Origin of the sequence: Shewanella dokdonensis, from assembly GCF_018394335.1 — a bacterium.
Taxonomy (GTDB): Bacteria; Pseudomonadota; Gammaproteobacteria; order Enterobacterales; family Shewanellaceae; genus Shewanella; species Shewanella dokdonensis.
This window is the reverse complement of the sequence record NZ_CP074572.1, coordinates 3474640-3496303: the sequence shown is the minus strand read 5'-3', so window position 1 is coordinate 3496303 and position 21664 is coordinate 3474640. Positions and strand designations below refer to the sequence as shown.

At 50.6% G+C, this 21664-nt stretch carries 22 protein-coding genes and 1 pseudogene; 8 read left to right on the top strand and 15 right to left on the bottom strand.

The window, feature by feature from the left end; all coding sequences use genetic code 11:
* The first annotated feature begins 3 nt into the window (after positions 1-3).
* From KHX94_RS16830 to KHX94_RS16820, 3 genes are read left to right on the top strand one after another with little or no spacing between them, the layout of a single operon-like run.
* Positions 4-3108 (top strand): intermembrane phospholipid transport YdbH family protein, encoded by a 3105-nt coding sequence (locus KHX94_RS16830; protein WP_213681489.1) that lies wholly within the window; start codon positions 4-6, stop codon positions 3106-3108.
* Positions 3109-3122: 14 nt separating this feature from the next.
* A complete protein-coding gene (locus KHX94_RS16825; protein WP_213681488.1) occupies positions 3123-3317 on the top strand; it encodes a YnbE family lipoprotein in 195 nt (64 codons plus the stop codon).
* Between the two features lie 13 nt (positions 3318-3330).
* Positions 3331-3651 (top strand): YdbL family probable chaperone protein, encoded by a 321-nt coding sequence (locus KHX94_RS16820; RefSeq protein ID WP_213681487.1) that lies wholly within the window; start codon positions 3331-3333, stop codon positions 3649-3651.
* A 228-nt stretch (positions 3652-3879) separates the two neighbouring features.
* On the opposite strand, the gene KHX94_RS16815 is transcribed toward KHX94_RS16820, so the two are convergent.
* Genes KHX94_RS16815 through KHX94_RS16805 form a run of 3 tightly spaced genes read right to left on the bottom strand, consistent with a single transcriptional unit; the run spans position 3880 to position 5344 of the window.
* Positions 3880-4401, bottom strand: a complete 522-nt coding sequence (locus KHX94_RS16815; RefSeq protein ID WP_244859210.1) for a GNAT family N-acetyltransferase — start codon at positions 4399-4401, stop codon at positions 3880-3882.
* A 35-nt stretch (positions 4402-4436) separates the two neighbouring features.
* Complete coding sequence (locus KHX94_RS16810) at positions 4437-5111, bottom strand: LysR substrate-binding domain-containing protein (RefSeq protein WP_213681486.1); 675 nt, start codon at positions 5109-5111, stop codon at positions 4437-4439.
* A gap of 2 nt (positions 5112-5113) precedes the next feature.
* Entirely contained in the window at positions 5114-5344 is a 231-nt protein-coding gene (locus KHX94_RS16805) for a LysR family transcriptional regulator (RefSeq protein ID WP_213681485.1), read from the bottom strand.
* Between the two features lie 134 nt (positions 5345-5478).
* Between KHX94_RS16805 and KHX94_RS21880 the strand changes: the two genes are divergently transcribed.
* From KHX94_RS21880 to aguA, 3 genes are read left to right on the top strand one after another with little or no spacing between them, the layout of a single operon-like run.
* The gene (locus KHX94_RS21880) at positions 5479-5748 is read left to right on the top strand and encodes a nitrilase-related carbon-nitrogen hydrolase (RefSeq protein WP_280529587.1); all 270 of its coding nucleotides are present in this window, start codon (positions 5479-5481) and stop codon (positions 5746-5748) included.
* Positions 5693-6361, top strand: a complete 669-nt coding sequence (locus tag KHX94_RS16800; protein WP_425314073.1) for a nitrilase-related carbon-nitrogen hydrolase — start codon at positions 5693-5695, stop codon at positions 6359-6361. The genes KHX94_RS21880 and KHX94_RS16800 overlap by 56 nt, the downstream gene beginning before the upstream one ends.
* A 10-nt stretch (positions 6362-6371) precedes the next feature.
* On the top strand, positions 6372-7466 hold the full coding sequence (gene aguA / locus KHX94_RS16795; RefSeq protein WP_213681484.1) for an agmatine deiminase: 1095 nt from the start codon (positions 6372-6374) through the stop codon (positions 7464-7466).
* A gap of 74 nt (positions 7467-7540) precedes the next feature.
* Here the strand turns inward: aguA and KHX94_RS20720 are convergent, their stop codons facing one another.
* The 9 genes from KHX94_RS20720 to KHX94_RS16755 all read right to left on the bottom strand — a co-directional run bounded on the left by KHX94_RS20720 (position 7541) and on the right by KHX94_RS16755 (position 12867).
* Positions 7541-7729 carry a hypothetical protein gene (locus KHX94_RS20720; RefSeq protein WP_244859209.1) on the bottom strand — a complete coding sequence of 63 codons (189 nt, stop codon included), beginning with the start codon at positions 7727-7729 and terminating at the stop codon, positions 7541-7543.
* A complete protein-coding gene (locus tag KHX94_RS16790; protein ID WP_244859208.1) occupies positions 7710-8342 on the bottom strand; it encodes an energy-coupling factor ABC transporter ATP-binding protein in 633 nt (210 codons plus the stop codon). Before KHX94_RS16790 ends, KHX94_RS20720 begins: the two co-directional genes overlap by 20 nt.
* A complete protein-coding gene (cbiQ, locus tag KHX94_RS16785) occupies positions 8332-9102 on the bottom strand; it encodes a cobalt ECF transporter T component CbiQ (RefSeq protein WP_213681483.1) in 771 nt (256 codons plus the stop codon). Before cbiQ ends, KHX94_RS16790 begins: the two co-directional genes overlap by 11 nt.
* Positions 9099-9299 carry a hypothetical protein gene (locus KHX94_RS16780; RefSeq protein ID WP_213681482.1) on the bottom strand — a complete coding sequence of 67 codons (201 nt, stop codon included), beginning with the start codon at positions 9297-9299 and terminating at the stop codon, positions 9099-9101. Before KHX94_RS16780 ends, cbiQ begins: the two co-directional genes overlap by 4 nt.
* Positions 9299-9529 carry a hypothetical protein gene (locus tag KHX94_RS16775; protein WP_213681481.1) on the bottom strand — a complete coding sequence of 77 codons (231 nt, stop codon included), beginning with the start codon at positions 9527-9529 and terminating at the stop codon, positions 9299-9301. Before KHX94_RS16775 ends, KHX94_RS16780 begins: the two co-directional genes overlap by 1 nt.
* A 159-nt stretch (positions 9530-9688) precedes the next feature.
* Positions 9689-10348, bottom strand: a complete 660-nt coding sequence (gene cbiM / locus KHX94_RS16770) for a cobalt transporter CbiM (RefSeq protein WP_213681480.1) — start codon at positions 10346-10348, stop codon at positions 9689-9691.
* Between the two features lie 13 nt (positions 10349-10361).
* Complete coding sequence (locus KHX94_RS16765) at positions 10362-11132, bottom strand: DUF4198 domain-containing protein (protein WP_213681479.1); 771 nt, start codon at positions 11130-11132, stop codon at positions 10362-10364.
* Between the two features lie 227 nt (positions 11133-11359).
* A complete protein-coding gene (locus KHX94_RS16760) occupies positions 11360-12310 on the bottom strand; it encodes a DMT family transporter (protein ID WP_213681478.1) in 951 nt (316 codons plus the stop codon).
* 68 nt (positions 12311-12378) lie between these two features.
* Positions 12379-12867 (bottom strand): CreA family protein, encoded by a 489-nt coding sequence (locus tag KHX94_RS16755; RefSeq protein ID WP_213681477.1) that lies wholly within the window; start codon positions 12865-12867, stop codon positions 12379-12381.
* 316 nt (positions 12868-13183) lie between these two features.
* Here KHX94_RS16755 and ppk1 point away from each other — a divergent pair, with 316 nt between their 5' ends.
* The gene (gene ppk1 / locus KHX94_RS16750; protein ID WP_213681476.1) at positions 13184-15289 is read left to right on the top strand and encodes a polyphosphate kinase 1; all 2106 of its coding nucleotides are present in this window, start codon (positions 13184-13186) and stop codon (positions 15287-15289) included.
* A 50-nt stretch (positions 15290-15339) separates the two neighbouring features.
* Positions 15340-16787 (top strand): annotated as a pseudogene (locus KHX94_RS16745) (Ppx/GppA phosphatase family protein).
* Positions 16788-16878: 91 nt separating this feature from the next.
* Here KHX94_RS16745 and KHX94_RS16740 read toward each other — a convergent pair.
* From KHX94_RS16740 to KHX94_RS16730, 3 genes are all read right to left on the bottom strand, one after another.
* Complete coding sequence (locus KHX94_RS16740; RefSeq protein ID WP_213681475.1) at positions 16879-18438, bottom strand: ATP-binding cassette domain-containing protein; 1560 nt, start codon at positions 18436-18438, stop codon at positions 16879-16881.
* A gap of 403 nt (positions 18439-18841) precedes the next feature.
* Positions 18842-19777, bottom strand: a complete 936-nt coding sequence (locus KHX94_RS16735; RefSeq protein ID WP_213681474.1) for an esterase-like activity of phytase family protein — start codon at positions 19775-19777, stop codon at positions 18842-18844.
* 119 nt (positions 19778-19896) lie between these two features.
* Complete coding sequence (locus tag KHX94_RS16730) at positions 19897-21552, bottom strand: dipeptidyl-peptidase 3 family protein (RefSeq protein ID WP_213681473.1); 1656 nt, start codon at positions 21550-21552, stop codon at positions 19897-19899.
* Positions 21553-21664: the final 112 nt, after the last annotated feature.

The following is a 21664-nucleotide window of genomic DNA, read 5'->3' as shown; positions in this document are numbered from 1 at the left end:
ATCATGATTAGCCGCAAGCGTTTGCTCTATCTGACGCTGACCTCATTAGTCTGTGGCCTGTTGCTGCTATCAATGCTGCTGGCTGCTAGCTGGTGGTTGCTGACGCAAAAGCAAACATGGTGGTTACCGCAACTTAATCAGCAGTTGCAGGCAAAAGGCATCCAGATAACCGCGCTTAGTTGGCATATTGCTACCTGGGATACGCTCACACTGCCGCAATTGACAGTCAATTATCAAGGCAGCCAACTGCAATTTGAGCAACTCCAGCTACGCCTGCGACAACCAATCAGTTTGCCGAGACTATGGCAGTGGTATCAGCAAAATACTCCAACGGCGGCAATTGGCAGCCCGCAATGGTTATTAGAGAATATTCAGGACGTCAGCTACCAGCATGCACAGCTATTATTGACGCCTCAGTTATTGTTACCCGGGGACGACAACAAGGCGCTGTCATTGCCGCTATCCTCGGTATTACCCAATATTCGTCTCAATGATACCGAAATCGCCTTTGTTAACGCCTCACCTACTCGTTTTCGCTTAAGATTGCCGCAACTGACGTTAAGCCATGATGGCAAAATTGCCAGCCAACTCGAGTGGTGGCAACAAACGCAGTGGCAAGCGTTAATGGCGCTCAGCGGCGATCTACACACGCAGTTGCCCACATCCACAGGCACATCACAACAGGCGTGGCAGGCGCACTTGACCCTGACGCCCGATGCGGTGCAGGCCGCCGTAACACAGCTGGCGGATGATATAAACGCCAAGACACTGCAAACCGCCTATCCCTGGTTACAGACAGATTTGCTGCAAAAATTGCCACATATCGCCGGGACGCTCGCAGCAAAAGTGCAATTGGGATTACAGCAAGGTAATACTGCGGTAACCGTTTGCTGGACAGCGCCTGCGCTATGGTTGCCCGCAGCGGCGGATACACATTTAAATTTCACGCCACAGACTAGCGTCGAATGTCCGGCAAACAGTGTGTCCTTCGCCTTCAATGCCACTGACCAGCAACAACAGTTAGCGCTGGCGCCAGTGCAGTTATCGCTCCAAACTTCAGCCTTGCAACGGCAAAAACTGTTACAGTGGCTCGATATCTGGCGAGCGACGCCAACACCGACTGACGACCAAGCCATCGAAGCGCTGCTGTCACACATAAGCCAAGCCCTGCACCAACCTGCCACCGCGCCAGTTGTTGGGCTAACCCTAGAAATAGCAGAAGGCGCAACACTGGATCTGGCGCAGCAAACCTTGGCACTCCCAGCACTGCAATTAACCCCAGCTGTAGCTTCAGCAACTGACTGGCTGACACTTAACCTGAGGCATTTGACCTTGGCGCCAGCTAACAAACCCGCGCCGATGACAGCGCAGCTAGACGATAGTATCCAGCACTCACTGCAACAACTGTTACAGCAGATTCCTGCCCTGCAATTACAGGCCGACTGGCAGTTACAACTTCACCTGCCACAAGGGTTACAGTGGCAACAGGCTGATTTGACACTCAGCAGCCACAGCGTTCTTGCGCATGTTGCCGGCAACTTACAACTCGATGGCAACAACACTGAACTCTCGGTCTCTGTCGCCAAAGAGGCCCAATTGCACACGCAAGCATTACAGTTTAAACAAGCCGATAAACTGGCACTGGAGATTGCCAACAGTGACACTCAGTTCACCCAAGCATTGCAGTTCACCCTAACCCCACAATGGTTGCAACTGACATTACCAGAGGTCGAGCAACACCTCAGCGGATTAGCGAGTCGCATCGCCGATGTTCAGGCCAATATTGGCCAACTCAAGTTGACGTTACCGGGAATACCTCAGCAGAAATGGCAATGGCATCAACTCGCTGCCTTAACGCAACTACAAGCGCTGGCATTCAAGCAACGCTTGGCAGTCGATGCCGAAGGTATTCATATCAGTCAAAAACGCCAAACAAAACTCGGCGCACGCACAGAGACAATATTGAATCTCAGCAACATGTCACTGGCAGAACAATGGCAATGGGATGGCAAGCGTCTCAGCAGTCAAGAACAGTGGCAACTGGACAATTTGAAATTTACCAGCCAGCACCAGTTGCGACCCTATCTGCAAGCAACTGCAATTGCAATTGCCGGATACGATTTGAGCGGACACTGGCAAATGCAAGCGCCGCTGACGGCTATTCAAGCATTAGCGGCTAAAAATCTGGTGTTATCCGGTGACTGGCAGTTGCGTGGTACCGCGCACCTTAATGCTGACATTGACCTGCAACAACGGGGAAGCGCATTTACCCTGAGTGGTCAGCTACGACCACAACTCGATGAGGTCGCAGGCAGTTATCGACAATTACCCTTTGAAGGATTACAGACCAGCAGTGATTGCCGTTTTATATTGGATAAAGCCGCCAGTCAATCGGCAACCGCAGCCGTTAACTGCCAGCAATTAGCCTTGAAAATGGCCGCCTTCAATCCCGGTGTATTACTGGATAATGTCAGCCTCGATGGTGATATTTCTCTGACCCCCGAACTGGATGCACAAAAACGTCAACAAGCCGGCAACTGGTTGCTGCCGGGATTTAACGATGCCGATATCCAACTGTCGGCCAACGCCCAGACCCTTGGCGGACAGTTATCACTGCCACGTTTTCGTTTGCGGCTAAACCAGCCATCGGACGCCTATCTGCTATTACAGGGGCTGGATCTGCATCAATTATTGCAGGCCAATCCGCAACAAGGCATTGATGCAAGCGGCCTATTTGACGGTGTATTGCCGCTGGCCATTACCAATAATCAACTAACCGTTAGCGGCGGCCATCTGGCATCCCGCGCGCCCGGGGGATTTATCCGTGTAGGCAATAACCCCGCCGTGCAGCAGATGCGCCAAGGCCAGCCCTATCTTGATTTTGTGTTTTCGACATTGGAGGAGTTGCAATACCAGGAAATCAACAGCACTTTTGATATGGCGCCCTCTGGCGACGCCACCCTTAACATGGCAATCAAAGGTCATGGTAAGGGCGTGGAGCGACCGATTGAGTTAAACTACAGCCATGAAGAGAACCTGCTGCAACTGCTTCGTAGTCTGTCAATTGGTGACCGATTGCAAACGCAGCTTGAAGCATCCATGCAGTGAAACAGGAACCGGATATGAATCATCTCCCTCGCGTAACTGGAAGTTGTTTGCTGCTGGGCATTTTGCTCAGCGGTTGTACGCCAACGGTCAAAATAGAACCGCCAGATAAGCCAATCGTGATCAATCTTAACGTCAAGATTGAACATGAGATCCGTATCAAAGTAGATAAAGCACTGGATGATCTGGTGTCTAATAATGAACTCTTTTGAGGGGAACTGACCGATGAAAACCCGAATAATGACTCTGCTTTGCGCGCTGTTGCTGAGCTTCTCCAGTTTCGCCATCAGTTTACAAGACGCCAAAGATCAAGGCTTAGTAGGCGAACAGTTGAATGGTTATCTGGCAGTCGTCAAACCAGCGGCCGGAGTAGCTGAATTGGTGAAGGACATCAATGCCAAGCGGCAAGCACAGTATGAAAAGATTGCCAAACAAAACGGCATTGGCGTTGCTGATGTGGCCAAACTAGCGGCGGAAAAAGTGATAGCGAAGGCTGAGAAAGGCCATATGATCCAAGATAGTCATGGGAACTGGATCAAAAAGTAACAGCACCAAGCCCAACATTATTCCAGAGAACCAAGACAAACCGCACGCTCATTCAGAAACGGCATGGCTTCATGGCATTAATTCATGAGCGATTTGGTCAAGTATGGGTAAGAATATGCATCTCTGAAGTGCTTTTACTTTGCCTCCTGCGTATGTGGAGGCTTTTTTTGCCCATTTATCAGTCAGCGCGTCTAGGTATCACCGAGTTGATATATCAACGCACCAATATTATTCACGGTGCAGCAAGGGTTTTTGCCAGAACATCGCCTTACCGGTTTCGGGTCGCAACTGGTAAGGGGCAAATCCGGCCTTGAGATAGGCATGACGAGCTACCGTATTGCCTTCCAGCACTTCTAGCGTCACTTTGCAGCAGCCTCTTTGTATTGCTTGCTGCTCCACCGCCTGTAACAGCAACTGGCTGAGCCCGCGACCACGCCAATCACTGTGCACCACCAGATCATGAATATTCAGTAATGGTGCACACTTAAAGGTGGAAAATCCCAACACACAGTTCGCCAAAGCCACCGGAGTTTCCCCGGCAAACACCAGCAGGCTAAATACATAATCAAGCTTTGCCATGGTGGACACCAAATTGGCGACAACGGCATGAGGTAACGCCTCACCGCCACCGGTCGGTTCCTTCGCATAATGCTGCATCAATGCCACAATAGCCTCAGCATCACGCGGTTGCTGATAGTCGGCCAGTATCACCTTAAACGCCACTGACGATTGGCCTTGCTCATGTTCCAAGATAATCCCCTTGTTGATACGCTGCTACGGCCACTTTACGCCGTTACCAACTGTCGCATCAATCCTTTCAACCATTGTAAGGCTGGTTGTGCCTGCTGCACCGGATGCCAAACACAATTGAGATGATAGCTCGGCATCGCTGCCGGTAACCGCACTTGCTGTAACGACCAACTGGCTGCCAACAGGCTTGCCACCCGCTGAGGCAACACCAATAGCTGATCGGTCTGGCTGACAATGGCGGCGGCCGACATATAACTCTGGCTGTTGACCGAGATCTGCCGTTTTAACCCCTGCCTAGCTAAGAAGCGATCCACAATGGAATCCCGCGTGCCCAGTGGTGAGTGAAACACATGCGGCGTTGTCACCAACTGCTGCAAATCCACGGCCTCAGTAATACTGGGATGCCCTTGCCGTACCAAGCCACTTAAGGGTTCGGTCAGCCAGGTTTCGCGGCTAAGATGCGGTGGCACTTTCATATATTCATCAAAGCCCAACACCAGATCGATATCGCCATTAGCCAGTTCCGCTTCCGGCAACTGATCGCGCAGAATTAAGATTTCAATATTGATGCCGGGAGCAAGCTGATTCAGTTGGGCAATTAGCGGCGGGATCAACACGCATTCAACATAATCGGTGGTACTGATAACAAATCGCCGCTGGGAACTGGCAGGATCAAACGGTTGCGGTTCACTGAACTGCTGTTCGAGCAATTTCAGCGCCTGCTGCACCCGTGATAAAGTTTTTCAGCTCGCGGACTGGGCAACATTCCCTGTGGCGTGCGCACCAGTAACGGATCATTAAATGCTGTTCGTAAACGATTTAACGCATGACTCATCGCTGGCTGGCTGATAAACAACCGCTCCGCCGCACGGGTAACATTACGTTCCAGCATTAAGGCATCGAATGCCAGTAACAAGTTGAGATCCAACTGATTCAGCTTCATCTTAAATTCACCATATGAATAGCTAGATTTATAATATTCATTTGATGGATACATAACAACTTCATACACTTTGCGCTATTCTGGGGTGCAGTAAATGCTTCCCCTATTGCCTCTTACCAAAAGGAGTCGTCGCTATGGCGAAAGTGAAAGTTGCCGCCACGCAAATGGCCTGTTCTTGGGATATTGAATCCAACGTGATGCGCGCCGAGAAACTGGTACGTCAAGCCGCTGCCGAGGGCGCACAGATTATCCTGATCCAGGAACTGTTCGAAGCCCCTATTTCTGCATCGACCAGAGTCCCGAACACTTTGCCTTGGCACAGACACTGGAAGACAGCTCTCTTATCAAATACTTCCAAAATATTGCCAGAGAACTGCAAGTGGTACTGCCGCTGTCGTTTTTGAACGCCGTGGCAACGCCCATTACAACTCGCTGGTGGTGATTGATGCTGATGGCAGCTTGCTGGACGTCTATCGCAAGACCCATATTCCCAACGGCCCGGCTTATCAGGAAAAACAGTTCTTCACTCCAGGTGATACCGGCTTTATGGTGTGGCAGACCCGCTATGCCAAAATCGGCGTAGGCATCTGTTGGGATCAGTGGTTCCCAGAAACCGCCCGCAGTCTAGCATTATTAGGCGCTGAGCTGATTTTCTTCCCAACCGCTATCGGTTCTGAACCCGCTTATCCGGAAATTGACTCTCAGCCACATTGGACTCGAGTGCAACAAGGTCATGCCGCCGCCAATCTGGTGCCGGTGATTGCCTCCAACCGTATCGGCACTGAAAAGAGCAAGTTTATTGAAGGGTTAGAAATGACGTTTTACGGTTCCTCCTTCATTGCCGATCAGACTGGCGCTTTGGTTGCTCAGGCCGACAAAACTAGCGAATGTGTGCTGGTACATGAGTTTGACCTGACTGAAATCGACAAACAGCGTATCAGTTGGGGACTGTTCCGTGACCGCCGCCCAGCGATGTACGAAACCCTACTGACTTCTGATGGCGAAAACATCTGGTAAGGAATCATCCATGAGCAGTAATACCTTACAAGGTGCGCCACAGCAGCACGGTTTTTATATGCCCGCCGAATGGGCACCACAGCAAGCGGTATGGATGATTTGGCCTTACCGCCCAGATAACTGGCGCGAAAATGGCCGTTATGCGCAGCAGACCTTTGCCGCTGTGGCCAGTGCCATCAGTGCTGCAACGCCGGTATATATGGCGGTGCCCGAGCTGGAAATGGCCAAAGCACAAGCGCTGATGCCCGCCGCAGTCAAGCTGGTGCCGATTGCCAGTGATGACTGTTGGGCACGGGATTCTGGGCCAACGATGGTTATCAATGGTCAGGGACAATGCCGCGGTATCGACTGGGGCTTTAACGCCTGGGGTGGCAATAACGGTGGATTGTATTCACCTTGGGATCAGGATGAACTGGTCGCACAGCAGATGCTGGCCACCCATGGCTTTGACCGTTACGCCGCACCGCTGATCCTCGAAGGCGGCTCCATCCATGTGGACGGTGAAGGCACACTGCTGACCACCGCCGAATGTCTGCTGAATCCTAACCGCAACCCACATCTCAACCAGCAGCAGATTGAAGCCTGTCTGGCGGAATATCTGGGCGTCAGTCAGTTTATCTGGCTGCCACAGGGCGTTTATATGGATGAAACCGATGGTCATATCGACAACATGTGCTGTTTTGCCCGTCCAGGCGAAGTGATCCTGCATTGGTGTGATGATGAAAACGATCCGCAATATCCCCGCTCCCAAGCCGCTTATGCAGTGCTGCAAAATGCCGTGGATGCCAAAGGCCGTAAACTGACGATCCATAAACTGCCGCAACCTGGGCCGCTTTATTGCACTGAACAAGAAGCCGCAGGTGTGGCTAAAGGCTCTGGTGTGCCACGTGAAGCCGGTGATCGGTTAGCGGGTTCTTATGTGAACTTCCTTATCAGCAACCAGCGGTTGGTGTTTCCGCTGCTGGATCCAGCTACCGATGATATCGCCAAAGCCAAGCTGCAACAGATATTCCCTGAGCATGAAGTGGTGGGCGTTGATGCGCGGGAAATCCTCTTAGGCGGTGGCAACATTCACTGTATCACCCAGCAGATCCCTAAGGGTTAAGTCGCGGATATCACATTAAAAAAGCCAGCCTTGCTCTCATGCACGGCTGGCTTTTTGATCATGGGTTATCCCCTTTAGTGATGTTCGGCATCACTATGCTTACCCGCAGCAACTTCAGCGGATGGGTGTACATGCAGATGTTCGTGAGCATGTTGATGAGGATGACGGTGCATCACCGCCGCATCCAGTTGTCCTGATTGCAAGATAACCGCCCGATTTGCCAGTCGTTCCAACACCGCCCGATCATGAGAGACAATAATCATCGCCTGGCGGCAACGCCTGCAAATGTTGCAACAAACGTTCTTCTGCGGCGGCATCCAGACCGTTGGTGGGTTCATCCAGCAGCAATATCTCGGGTGACATCGCCAGCACAGTTGCCAGCGCCACCATACGTTTTTCACCGCCGGAGAGCCGATAGGTTACTCGCTCAGCAAACTGCGCCATGCCCAGTGAGGCTAAAGTCGCATGCGCCTTGGCAACCGCCTGTTCGGCAGCTAATCCCTGATTCAACGGGCCAAAGGCCACATCTTCCAATACGGTGGGGCAAAACAGCTGATCGTCAGAATCCTGAAACAACAAGCCCATCCGCTGTCGCACTCGCTGAAAGCTTTCTTCGCCGACACAGTGCTGACCAAATGCGGTGATGCTGCCACTATTGGGTTTTGCCAAGCCGACGAGGACTCTAAGCAGGGTCGATTTCCCGGCACCATTAGCGCCAATCAGCGCCAACCGATCGCCACGGTGCAACTCAAAATTCACTTCACTGAACACTGGCTTTTGGGCATAAGCGAATCCCAACCCAGCGACCTTGAGTAACGCGGCGGGAGAAGTATCGGCCAGGAGGTTATCTTGTTGATTGATATGTTCAGAAACCATATTGCCACCACTGCCATTCTAGCGGCAGTAAAAACAGTAACACCGCGATAGTCAGTGCGGCCGTATCGCGCTGACACCATTGCACCGGCATCAATAAATGAAATTTGCCGTTAAAACCGCGACAACGCATAGCACCACTGATACGTTGAGCCCGCTCCATGCTGCGCACCAGTAGCATGCCAAGCAGATGCCCGTAACTGCGCCAGGTATGCCAGTTACTGCCAGCAACAAAAGCACGCGCCTTCATGGCAGTACGCAGGCGTTGGTGCTCATCAAATAACACGCCGATATAACGCACCGTCATCATAAACAGCTGTACCAGCTTTTCTGGCAATCCTAAGCCGGCCAGCGCATAACCCAACTTTACCGGTTCCATTGAGCCGACTAACGCCAGCAAAGCGAGCACAACGGCATTACCGCGCAACAGGATCACTAAAGCTTGGGTTAACCCTTGGTAACTGGCATCCATCCCTGCAAAGGTAAACCAAGGTTCACCCGCTACTGTAAATGGCAAAAACAGCAGCACCAGCACCATAAAACCTTCAAACGCCAGCATGCGTTTGATGATTAGTCGCCACTGGCAGCCAAGCACTAAGGTCATGAACAGCGCCATCACCAGCATAAAAAGCAGTGGCGGCAGCGCCGAGAGGCATAACGCGATCAGCGTAAACAACAGCGCGGCTAACAAGCGCGTGCGGGGATCCAGCGCCGCAAACCAGGCAGGCTCAAGCGCCTGATGTTGCAAGGAAAAACTCGTCATTGCGGCCGTTTACGGCTACGCCACCACAGCGCACCACCCGTAAGACCAAAGATAAAACCAATGCCACCCAGCAGATCAGACAATCTCAGCCGATCAGCATAGCGCTGCAACTCCATCCGCAGTGGCCCGACTTCTCTGGCAACCGCAGTTTGCACCAGTTGCTCCAGCGCCGCCTTATCAAGGGCCGCAGTTGCCATCAACGCAGGACTTTTGGTCTCGACACTTGCGGCAGCTTTGGGGTTGTCTCAGTTGTCGCCGTAACCACCGGGGCCGCGACTTCAGCGGTTTTAATCTCCCAGTGGGCCACATGACCGTCTTCAGTATCGGCCACTATGCTGTAATCCGCTGCACCTGGGACTTTAACTCGAAAATCGCCTTTGCTGTCGGGGCTAAGTTCAGCCACCAACTGATGTTGCCCGTCATACACCTTGATATGTGCGCCCCCGCCGCAATACCGCCGGCGAAATAAGCATTACCAACAATCTCGTTGCCTTCGGCCCAGGCAAAAACTTTCAGCAAATGTGCTGATAGCGGCATACTGCAAAGCCCAGATAGGCTCAGCAATATTCCCAGCAACAGGCGTTTATTAGTTTGTCGCATGGGATTCCTCCGCCACCAAAGGCTGTGGCAGTTGACGCTGCAACAATTCAGGAGCCACCTTAGCGACAAATCCCACAATCGCGCCGGTGATCAGCGATTCCACCAGCAGCAAGGGCAGATAAGTCAGCATGATAATTTTGCCAGCCGCCAGATACTGCGGGCCGCTCAATACCAGCGCCAAACACACCAAGGCACCCGTTCCGGCCACCCCGATAGCACCAGCGATCATGCCACTGATAAACAACTGCCGCCGGTTATTGGCCAGCAGCGCCCGGTTGAGCCACGGCGATACCAGGTAATAACTGAGTAAAGCGGGCAACGCGATATTGAGACAGTTAACGCCAAGCACCAGCAAGCCACCAAAGCCAAAAAATACCGCCTGTAATAACAAGGCTACCAGCAATGCTGGCACCGCTAACCAGCCCAGCATCAGCCCCATCAAACCATTGAGTAATAGATGCACACTGCTGGGGTATGCGGGCACCGCCACCAGCGATGCCACAAAAAAACATGCGGCAAGCACCGCGGCTTGCGGTAAACGGTCGTAATCCAATTTACGAATGGCATAAGCCACCGCCGCGGTGGTAACCAGCGCTCCGGTAATCAGCACTGGTGCCGATAACACACCTTCAGGGATATGAGCCATGACAATATTCCCTTTACTTCATGTCGCGGGTAAATACCCAGATAAGCCCGCCACGTTCCACCGGCACCTCTTTACCTTCTGGGTTTTTCATCGGCTTTTTACCTTCCAGTAATGCCGCAAAACCCCACCAGCCAGCCTTTGGCATAACATAGCTGAAGGTACCGTTGGCATCGGCATGAACCACTTGAGTAATGTAAGGATCGGCAGGTGGTGTAATGCTGCCATCATTGCGCCATTCAACTTCCACTTCAGCAAAAGGTACCGGCTTGCCATTGCGTTTGACGACCCCTTGAAACAGGTTGCCCGTCCACAGGCCAAAAGGTCGGGTTAATGGCACAATTTCCACTGGCAAACCGATTTCAGCATCCCAGTTATCTTCCATACCAAAAGCATCCACCACCACCTTGGTGTAATGCACTATCATCTTGCCCTCAGCGGGTTCCCAGTACGCGGCAGGTTCTACATAAAACAGGTAATCACCAGGACGCTTAATCCGGTACTGCGCATTAAATGTTTGTGCCCCCTGTATTGACTGAGATTGCAGAGTGGCTAACAGGTCCTGTTTTCCTTCTGGGCCGACAACACCAAATTGCACAGGCCTGGCCATATTCATCAGCGGCCCTTGCGACATGGGATGGGTAAATTTCAATGACAGCGATAACTGGCTCTCGCTGGGAGTAGACACAATATCGTGTGACGGGATCAGTTCTTGAAAATGTGCCATGGCGCTAAGCGGACACAAAAAAGTGGCGGAAAATAACGCCAGAAGCAGATATCGCAACATCAGAAACTCCGGGAAGTTGCATCGGCGGCGAGCAGCGTCGATATTACAAAAATAAAATTCGTAATACACGATAGCACTCAGCCGTTACTGCCGTCATCTATAAGCGACTGCTGTAACAGCATTAACTTGCAAGAATCCAACCTGGGTCACACTCCCGCCCAGCGATGTAACACCATCGTGAATTTTTACCGCTACAGCTAACGCTAAGCCAGGCCAACATGCCGCGATTAATGACGTGTCGCGCCAATAGTACGCCATTTAGGCAACATACCAGCGGCGAATATCCCCAGAAAAATCAGCCCGATGCCAGTAAGTTGATACCAGTGCACTAACTCGCCCAGCAGCGACACCGACAACACCACCCCAAATACCGGCATTAGATAGATTGACATGCCTGCGGCAGCGGGTCCCAGTCGGTCAACACAAGCGTTATACAGCAGATAGGCTGCAATTGAAGGGATAATGCCCACATACGCTAGCGCCAGCAGTGCATGCAGATTCCATTGCATTGCCGTGCCTTGACCAGATTCCCACACATAAAAAGGAGCCAGTAACAGCAATCCCAAGAGCATCTGCAACGACATCAACCCGACACGGCTGATCTGCGGCGGCACACATTTAAGCCATTGGGTATAAAATGCCCAGCAAATCAAGGCACTGAAAATGATCAAATCACCTTGGGTAAACTCAAGCGCCGCTAATAACTGCCAGTTGCCCTGACATACAATCATTAAAACTCCGCTGAAGGACAGCAACATACCGGCAATCTGTTGCCGCCGTAACGGTTGTTTGAAAAGTAGCGCGCCCAATAACAAGATTATCAGCGGCACACAAGAATTAAGGATCAAACCATTAGTGGCCGCCGTTGTTTGTAGTCCGACATACAACAAGGTGTTAAACGCCGTAATGCCAGTAATGGATAATCCCAGGATCAACCAAGGATGCTGCCAATATTGATGCCAGTCCCGCTTCAATGCTACGACCGAAAAAGGTAACAGGATCAGCAAGGCAATCACCCAGCGATAAAACGCCAGCGTGATTGGCGGAACATCGTGGCGGATAGCGCGGCCGACAATGAAATTGCCAGCCCAGAACAGTGGAGGTAAGGCAATCAGTAATATGTTGATGCCAATAACGCGCCAGCGGCAGCGCGATTGAGCGGTTGTTAACAGATCCATTGATACAAACTATATTGAAAACTTGATGCTACAGACTAAGTCCTTTCGCCCGCTTTGAACATCCCCGCTCAGGATTTGTTACTTGGTACCGCTGGATGCGGCCGCTGCTCCCAGGCCTCAGTACGCCATAAAGGCACACTTGACAGCGCATGTTTATGGCTGCCATTGGTTTCCTTGGTGGAATATGACAGATAAAGCAAAGTCTGATGTTCGCTGTCATAAATACGTCTTACTTTGAGACTCTTAAACAGCACACTTAATGACTCGGTAAAGACCACTTCGCCAGACTTACTCTTGTCGATAGCATCAATATCCGCTTTGTGAATAGGCCCGGTCTGGCGACAGGCGATACTCATATCCGACGGGTCGGCCAAGTCCAGATTGGCTTCAATGCGGCTGATATGGCAGGTCACGCCCGGCACTTTGGGATCGGTTATCGCATCGATCACCACATCTTTAGTCGTAAACCAGCCCAGGCTGACTTTGCCCACATCATCACCACATCCGGCCAATAGCCACAATGGCAGCAACATACCTAATAATTTGTAAACGCTCATATTGTTCCTTTTACTTGTTGCCACAACGCGGCTTGGCAGGCGCCATTTAACAGCACCATGCCCCAGTTTCCAAGCGGCCAGCGCCAATTAAAGCAACGTCATATTGCCGCAACAAAAATGTCATTTAAGTCGAATTTGTCATCTTTCATTCACAAAAGCTTGTTAGCCTTGCGCTGCAGAATCCGCTGTTCTATCGGCGTCCCGCATATCTGTGATTCAAGACGCCTTTTGCCGGATTGCATCTGCTATGTTAATTCTGTCCGGCAGTCGGAACTGGCTATGGCCACGCCGGAATTATGCCCTTAAGGAGTCTGCGGTGTCCCCTTCCACTGAAAAGTTTTCTCTGGATAAAGAGTTATCCTGGCTGTCATTCAATGAGCGAGTATTACAAGAAGCCGCAGATAGTTCCGTTCCCCTGGTTGAGCGTGTGCGCTTTCTTGGCATCTACTCCAATAATATGGACGAGTTCTTCCGGGTCAGAGTGGCTGAAGTCCGCCGCGCGACCTTGCTTTCCAGCCTCAAAGATGGTCGCAATTACAGCCGTCACCTGATGGCTAAAATCCAGACCAAAGTGCTAGTGTTGCAGGAACGCTTTGACGCCATCTATGTAGAGCTGATGCGCGAGCTGGCAAGGCGCAATATATTCCTCATCAATGAGCAGCAATTGAGTGAATTTCACAGCCAGTGGTTGAAAAATTACTTCACAGATCACCTGAAACGCCACATTACTCCGTTGATTATCCACAAGAATTCCGACTTGGTGAAGCATATCAATGATGACACCACTTATCTGGCCGTCTGTTTCTACACCAAAGAGCAGCGCCAATATGCCTTGGTGGAAGTGCCGACCAAAAATGTTGAACGTTTTGTGCAATTGCCACCGGAAAAAACCAAATCACGCAAATACTTAATTTTGCTGGATAACATCATCCGCCATTGCATGGATGCGCTGTTTTCGCCATTTTTTGAGTATGACAGCATGGACGTGTACTCGATGAAGTTCACCCGTGATGCTGACTTTGACCTCAACGATGAGCTGGAACAAAGCCAACTGGAAAAACTCACCAAAGGCTTGAAACAGCGACTGACAGCAGAACCGGTGCGACTGGTATATGACCGCGATATGCCAGAGCACATGCTGGCGATGCTGACGGAACAGCTGAATATCTCCAATACCGAATGTATTATTCCCGGTGGTCGCTACCACAGTTTTAAAGACTTTATCGGTTTTCCGAATCCCGGCAGAAAATATCTGGAGAACCCGAAAATTTCCGCCTTGGACAGCGTGCTGTTCAACCGCAGCCACAACTACTTTGAAGCTATCCGCCAGCAGGACATCCTGTTGTACTACCCGTACCATAAATTTTCCCATTTCACCGAACTGGTGCGCCAAGCGGCCTATGATCCGGCGGTGAAATTCATCAAAATCAACCTGTACCGCGCGGCCAAAAAATCACGGGTGATCCAGTCGCTGATCGATGCGGTCAAAAATGGCAAGCAGGTCACCGCCGTTATTGAGCTGCGCGCCCGTTTTGATGAACAGGCTAATATTGAGTGGAGCCGGGTGCTGGCCGAAGCGGGCGTCAGAGTACATCACGGCATTCCCAGCCTGAAAATTCACTCCAAACTGTTTCTGGTCGGCCGCGAGGAACAAGGCGAGCTTAAACTTTACAGCCATATCGGCTCAGGTAACTTCAACGAAAGCACCGCCAAAATTTACACCGATATTTCGCTGTTTACCGCCAACCAAGATGTTGGCCGCGAAGTCGCCCAGGTGTTTGAATTGATTGAACATCCTTATCGCCGTTTCGACTTCAACCAGCTAATCGTCTCGCCTTATAACGCCCGCAGCAAATTGCTGGAGTTGATTGATATCGAGATAAAAAATGCCAAAGCCAAACGCAAAGCAGCAATTACGCTGAAACTCAATAACCTGGTGGATGAAATGCTGGTACAGAAGCTTTATGAAGCCTCTGCCGCGGGCGTCAAAATCAAGTTGTTAATCCGTGGCATGTGCTCGTTGATCCCACAGATCCCCGGCATCAGCGATAACATCTCGGTGATCAGTATTGTTGACCGCTTCTTGGAGCATTCACGGATCATGCTGTTTTACGCGGGCGGACAAAACAACCTCTACCTGTGTTCTGCCGACTGGATGGCACGCAACATTGACAACCGGGTGGAAGTCAGTGTGTTAATTCAAGACGCGCAACTGAAACGTATGCTGATGGATATTCTGGCGATTCAATTCAGTGACAATACCAAGGCGCGTATCATCAACAAAGATCAGTCCAACCCCTACCGTGAACGCGGCAACCGGCGTAAGGTGAGATCGCAGATTGCAGTTTATCAATATCTGGTTAACTATGAGAAAAAATGCCTGCAATCACTCAGCCAACAAACGGCTGAGACAAACAGTTAACGGGAGAGGAGCATTTGAGCGAGGTTGCCAAGCACTTTGTTGCCGTGGATATGGGGTCCAATAGTTTTCATCTGGTGATTGCCAGAGAGCAGGATGGCAGCATCCAGATCCTGCATAAAGAAAAACAGCTAGTACAGTTGGCCGATGGACTGGATGACAATAACATTCTCAGTGATGCCGCCATCAATCGTGGTATTGCCTGCTTGCAGGAATTTAAGCAAAGGTTTTCCAGCCTGCCGCTCCCCCAAGTGAGAATGGTCGCCACTTATACTTTGAGGGTGGCCAAAAATCGCGAAGCGTTTCTGGAAGCAGCGCAGAAAGTGCTGCCCTACCCCATAGAGGTCGTTTCTGGCCATGAAGAAGCGCGTCTTATCTACAGTGGCATTGCCCATACGCAGGTGTTGGCGGCACGCAATCTGGTGATTGATATCGGCGGCGGCTCAACCGAAGTGGTACTTGGCAGCCGCACCCGTGCCAGTTCACTTTCCAGTCTGCGCTGTGGTTGTGTCAGTTATAATCAGCGTTTTTTCAAAGATGGCGTGATCAATGCGGCCGCCTTTAATGCGGCCCTCAGTGCTGCCGACAAACAGTTTGCCTCTTTGTCCAAAGAGTATTTCAGTGGTGATTGGGATCTGACACTCGGCAGTTCCGGCAGTGTTAAAGCCATTTGTGAGGCACTGTTGCAGTTTTTTGGTGACGATACCGTCACCATGGCGCGACTCAAACAGCTCAAGCAACAGCTGATCAGTTGGGGCCATATCGACAAAATCCAGCTGGAAAACGTTGATAGCAAACGCACCCCACTATTGGCGGCAGGTTTGGCTATTTTGATCAGTTTTTCCGCCGTTTGCCGGTCACCACTTTGGAGTTTGCCAACGGTGCGCTGCGCGAAGGTGTGTTGTATGAGTTGGCCGGCATAGGTACCTTTAGTGATGTCAGGCAACGCACAGTAGACAGCATGGCGCAGCTTTACCACATCGACCGCCAACATGCCGAGAAAGTCCGCCTGACCGCCATGACGCTATTTAACGGCGTTGCTGACAGTTGGGGCTTAGCAGAGCAGCGACACACGCTGGAATATGCCGCCATTTTGCATGAAATTGGCATCCATATCAGTTCCCGCGCCCATCACAAACATGGGGCTTACATTATCGCTAACAGTGATATGCCAGGATTTGGCGAGCAGCAACAGCAGTTGCTGGCGCGTCTGATTGGCAACCAGCGCAAAAAACTGGATCTGGAACGACTCACACTGTTGGATGAACCGGAAAAACGCCTGTCTATCCGGTTGATAGCCTTGATACGGCTGGCCGTTTTACTGAATCTGGGGCGCATTGCCAGCAGCGTCCACATCAGCAATGTCAGCACGAGCGAACAGGGACTGAAGCTGGCACTAAAAGAACCTAAACACCGCATCAGTCTGTTTGTGAAAGACCTGCAACGGGAACAGAAACAGATGGCAAATGTGGCGTTAGCATTGCAGTTCAGTTTTGCCTAAGCGCAGAGGCAAGAGGGCTGATATCCGCCCTCTTCGCTGAGCACTTATTCTTCCTAACACCTTGTGACACCATAGCCTCAGGCTGACAAAGCTAGTTGTCGCTGACACCCGCTGCGCGGGCAAAGTCCGTGTCGTGACTAATGAGTATAAAACCGCCGCGATAGTTAAATAACGCTTGTGCTAGCAGGATTTTAGCCTCTAGATCAAGATGGTTGTCTGGTTCATCAAGCAATAAAAACGGTTGCGCTGCTTGGTGGCTGGCAATCAGCATTGCAAGTTTCATCAACTCTCCACCGCTTAATCTGATTGCTGGGCAAAACACGCTGTCACGGCGCAAACCAATGCCTGCCAACAGGATTCTGGCATCCGTTATTAGCATGCCCTGACAACACTGCATAAGGTTATCCAATATGGACATTTCTGGCTGAATAACCGAAAAGTGTTGGTCGAGGTAATATAGCGGCGTGTTCAACTGCAATTCCCCCACTTTGAACGATAACTGCCCCTGTAGAATTTTTAACAGTGTTGATTTACCACAACCATTTTTACCCGTTAGATGCACTTTATCATCAGCAGCGACTTGCAGAGTTAAAGGCTGCTGGCTGCCGAAAGGCAATACGGCATTACATATCGAAATAACGTTACGAGAACAGCTTTGGCTATCTGCCAGATAGAATGCTTGTCGTTTTAGCGGCACTTCTCGCGCTTTTAAGGCCTGCGCTTTCTGTTGCAGATGTGTTTGACGCAATTGCACATTTTTATGCTGATTTGCTGTGCGTGCCGAGGCTTTGTCTTTCTTGCCATCCAGCAGAATTTTCGGCTGCCCGCCCTCCTTGCGAATTTTGTTACCCTGAGCGGCTCGTTGTTGTGCTTTTTCACGACTGCGCTGCGTTTGCGCGGCTAACTGCTGCTTCTGCTTATCAACGGTAGCGAGCTGGCGCGCTAACGCTTGTCGTTCAGTACGCTGCCGCGCGGCATACATATCGTAGTTGCCACCAAAAATCTGTAACCCAAGCTCAGACAGTTCCCAAATCTCCTGCATCTCACGCAATAACTCACGATCGTGGCTGATAAGCAAAATGGCCCCGTTGAAAGCACGCATTGATTCAAGCAACCACTGTTTTGCATGAACATCAAGGTGATTGGATGGCTCATCAAGGATCAGTAATTGGGCTTCACTATCAAATAGTTGCCAAAGCTGTAATATTGCCAGTTGTCCACCACTCAGCCGGGAGCAGGGAAAATCAGGCGTAGGCGGCAAGCCTAAATCCCGCAGCTGTTCTGTGAGCCGCTCTAGCAGATCCCATTGTTCCCCGACCACATCAAATGTCTGTTCGGCATAATCACCGGCAGCAATCTGTTCTAACGCTGCTAACACCTGATCTTTACCTAAAAACTGCGCGACAGAGAGCCCTGATGACAATAGTTGCACAGGTTGTTGGCGATATATGGCGAGCGATTTGGGCAGGTTTAACGTACCGCTTGTGGGCATTTGCTGACCGCTTAATATTGCGGCTAATACCGATTTGCCAACACCGTTATTACCGACCAACCCAACCCGCGGCAAAGTCATTGCACATGATAGTTGTTGGAACAGTATGTCGCCGTTATCAAACTGGTGACAGATATTGTAAGCCTGTAAAATTGGCATGGTTTGCCTCCTGTGAAACAGGGGCAACAGCCGTAGCTAAAAACCGTTGAGAAATGAAACAATGCCAGCACGTAATACAAGTCTTTAGCACAATAACCTTGCTGGCGAAGAAACAAGCGAGTGAGCTACGCCTACTAACCCTGTAAATCCAAAAATTGAAATGACAATGGACGACAGGTTTAGTTGTTCATGTTGGCGTAAACTCCGAAAGAAATGCTGGCGACAGGTTATATATTGAGAAAACGCTCGTCAAGACGCTTTCCGTCATTAAGCTAGAGGCGTTGACCGTTAATCCGGTCTGATGCAGTCATTAAGTACTAAAAGTAGTGTGACGACAAAACGGCCGCACGGGCATTAACATTTCCCGCAATCAGTGCATTAACCTTATAACAGCTAACGGTCTTTAGTGTTTTTTTAATGGTGCAAATAGTGGCCGCCAGATGCCACCATAATTTTCATCCTCGGTGCCAATGCTCAAATAGCTACCGGCAACATTAGCGGCTGGTGCGGCCAAAGATTCAACCTTAAAACCATCAACCTGCCACTGCACTTTAGGGTGGCTCACTGCTGTGACTTTTAACTGTTCGGCTTGCCCTGAAACCGTTGCGGCCTGGTAAATAACCGATCTAAAAGGCCCTTGGTCCCCGCCATCTTCCGTTGCCACGGCCCAAATCACACCTTGTTTATCCAGATATAGATCTGAAATAGTACGTTTTTTATCGGCATGCAACCATCGCCCTGGCGCCTTGATTTCAAGCGGCTGTGCGGCATATTGCTGCCATGATAATGTCTTCGCAGTTTTATCCAGAACACCTAGCCGCAAATACCCCTGCTTATAGCGTTTACTGCCGCCACGTTCACCTAATACCACCAATACCGCATCACCTTGTGCAATACAGACCATACCCTCAAAATTGTCACCATGAATGCCTTTTCCACCTGCCACAATTTTGGGCACATGATAGACCTGTTGTACGACCGCCGTATCGGCTGTCAGCGTCACCTGAAATATCCGGCCAAACTTGCCATCCCAGTAACCAGACTCTGCCAACAGATATTCGTTAGCCGATCCCGGTAAACGACAGACCGACTCCAGATCACTCGATTGTCCATCTTGATCTTTCCAATCTGAAACCGTCAGCGGCACATAGTCTAAGGCACCATCAGCTTTTACCTGTAGCACGCCCAAGCGACTGCCTGGTTCATACACTTTCTTATCCTGCACCACCAGATAAGTGTTAGCATCCATCTGCGTCATGCCACTAAAGCCAAGTTCCACTGCGTCAGCACAATTAATGCCTGCCAATAGCAAGGCGGCAGCGAATAGCATCTTGTTCAATGGATTACCTCTCATTTATTAGCAGTAGCTTAGTCGTTAACAGCCGTTATCCGTTTATACCATTAAAAATCCGGGTGCATTCAACACCCGGATTGTCGGTAGTTAGGTCAATCAATCACTCAAATCTTGGCCGGATAAATGGGCTGAATATCAACGGGCACATCACCTAAGCTGGCGTTGACGGCACGCACGCCGTCATCAATATGACCATATTTTGCCAGGAAAGCTTTGGCCGCGTTGTAATCACCGTCACCTTGTACCACAACCACATCGTGCACCAGGCTGGTAATCGCCTGTTCCAGTTTGGCGAAATCAATCTTGTACAGACCATCAGCCTGACGGGTCAAAGCCCCTTTATCCACATAGTAGCTGTACTGGAACGCCGCGCCGATACCGTGGGCTTCATGTACGCCGAAGCGCATCGAGCGGAACAAGCCTGCGGCATAAGTGGCTAACAGGTTGTGCTTTTCCGCTACGGGTAACTCACCTTTTTGCATCAGGAACAGAATGTTATAGGCACCCATCACGTCAGCTTTGCCCTCTTCAATGCCGGAATACAGTTCCTGCAGCTCTGCGGCAACCGTGGTCGGTTTGCCATTTTTGATAATGGAACCTGGGCCTAAAGAGTGGGACATTTCATGGAACAGTGTCTCATAACCAAAGTATTTTTGAGCCAGCAGTTGCGCTTGTTCCGGCACCAGAATATGCGCCGCCATCGGCTTCATGATGCGTTCAAACTTGGCCGCCATCACGTTGTTCAGCAGGACTTTCTTTGCACCTTTGGCTTCACGGACTTGCTCATCGTTTGGCAGATTAAACGCAATGGTCTGCACACCGGGCACGTTATCGCCACCGCCCTGGATCTGGTCAGCAACGGCAATCGGTGAGGCAAAACCCCGTTTGAAATTCTTGTAGCTATCTGGCACAGGTAAATTGGCTTCCATATCGCGCAGATATTTCTTGAAGTGGTCTAGCTTGGCAGAGGCTTCTGGGTCCTTAATAGTGACAAAGGCTTCAAAAGCCGTCTTATAACCGAACAGACCATCGGTATAGGTTTCATAAGGGCCAATGGCTACTTCAATCGGCGTATCTTTCAGCTCCATCCAGGCGATTTCAGACGCAAAGTAGTTGTCGGTACGGAAAGCATGTGCCCGTAATACCAGGAATTTTTTAAGGCTAGGGTTATGGGTGATAAGTGCCGCATCTTCTAGTAGCTTGGCGGCGGGCTCTAGCCACTGTCGGTAGTATTCGGAATATGGAATGGCAACCAGTTTGTCGCCCTGACGCCGAATGACCGTATAAAGGCTGGTAAAGGACGCTTTATCTTCGGGATGTTTAGCGATCCAAGCGTTAAATTCCGCTTTAGTGAGATCTTCTGGATAAAACCCGGAACCCAACGCATTGGTTTTGTTGCCAAAAAATGGATGACCCGCGGCTAAGCTATCCCAGGGGCCAAAATGCTCATCAAACATGTTCAGCACTAAGGCTTTATCTTTGAGATTACTGGAAGCAATCTGTTCGCGGATCTGCGGGTTATGCTCATTTACCTGTCGCAGATAAATCTCGCTCATCAGTTTAGCGGCTTGGATCAGCTTGTTGACCACCTGCTTTTGCTCATCACTGAGAAACGCAGTGTTAGCCGTCATTTTTACCGGTACGATTTTGTCTCGCTGTTGTTGCAGGTTATACGTTTGTGGCTGCTCTGCGGCTATGGCAGTAAGCGCTGGGAATGCCAGTAAACCACCGAGCGCCAACGCGATCAGGGACTTCTTCATGGATAACTTCCTTTAATACCTGTCGGTAACCACTGCTACCGATAACTGTCATGAATGACAGCACGTTATTGTTATGGAGTGTCAGCATAAATCGCCAACAGTGCTGCAACTG

Bases quoted from the DNA above. Each gene is read 5' to 3' on its own strand.
- KHX94_RS16830 (WP_213681489.1), top strand. From the start codon at position 4: ATGATTAGCCGCAAGCGTTTGCTCTATCTGACGCTGACCTCATTAGTC.
- KHX94_RS16825 (WP_213681488.1), top strand. From the start codon at position 3,123: ATGAATCATCTCCCTCGCGTAACTGGAAGTTGTTTGCTGCTGGGCATT.
- KHX94_RS16820 (WP_213681487.1), top strand. From the start codon at position 3,331: ATGAAAACCCGAATAATGACTCTGCTTTGCGCGCTGTTGCTGAGCTTC.
- KHX94_RS16805 (WP_213681485.1), bottom strand. From the start codon at position 5,344: ATGAAGCTGAATCAGTTGGATCTCAACTTGTTACTGGCATTCGATGCC.
- KHX94_RS21880 (WP_280529587.1), top strand. From the start codon at position 5,479: ATGGCGAAAGTGAAAGTTGCCGCCACGCAAATGGCCTGTTCTTGGGAT.
- aguA (WP_213681484.1), top strand. From the start codon at position 6,372: ATGAGCAGTAATACCTTACAAGGTGCGCCACAGCAGCACGGTTTTTAT.
- KHX94_RS20720 (WP_244859209.1), bottom strand. From the start codon at position 7,729: ATGATTATTGTCTCTCATGATCGGGCGGTGTTGGAACGACTGGCAAAT.
- KHX94_RS16790 (WP_244859208.1), bottom strand. From the start codon at position 8,342: ATGGTTTCTGAACATATCAATCAACAAGATAACCTCCTGGCCGATACT.
- cbiQ (WP_213681483.1), bottom strand. From the start codon at position 9,102: ATGACGAGTTTTTCCTTGCAACATCAGGCGCTTGAGCCTGCCTGGTTT.
- KHX94_RS16780 (WP_213681482.1), bottom strand. From the start codon at position 9,299: ATGGCAACTGCGGCCCTTGATAAGGCGGCGCTGGAGCAACTGGTGCAA.
- cbiM (WP_213681480.1), bottom strand. From the start codon at position 10,348: ATGGCTCATATCCCTGAAGGTGTGTTATCGGCACCAGTGCTGATTACC.
- KHX94_RS16765 (WP_213681479.1), bottom strand. From the start codon at position 11,132: ATGTTGCGATATCTGCTTCTGGCGTTATTTTCCGCCACTTTTTTGTGT.
- KHX94_RS16760 (WP_213681478.1), bottom strand. From the start codon at position 12,310: ATGGATCTGTTAACAACCGCTCAATCGCGCTGCCGCTGGCGCGTTATT.
- KHX94_RS16755 (WP_213681477.1), bottom strand. From the start codon at position 12,867: ATGAGCGTTTACAAATTATTAGGTATGTTGCTGCCATTGTGGCTATTG.
- KHX94_RS16740 (WP_213681475.1), bottom strand. From the start codon at position 18,438: ATGCCAATTTTACAGGCTTACAATATCTGTCACCAGTTTGATAACGGC.
- KHX94_RS16730 (WP_213681473.1), bottom strand. From the start codon at position 21,552: ATGAAGAAGTCCCTGATCGCGTTGGCGCTCGGTGGTTTACTGGCATTC.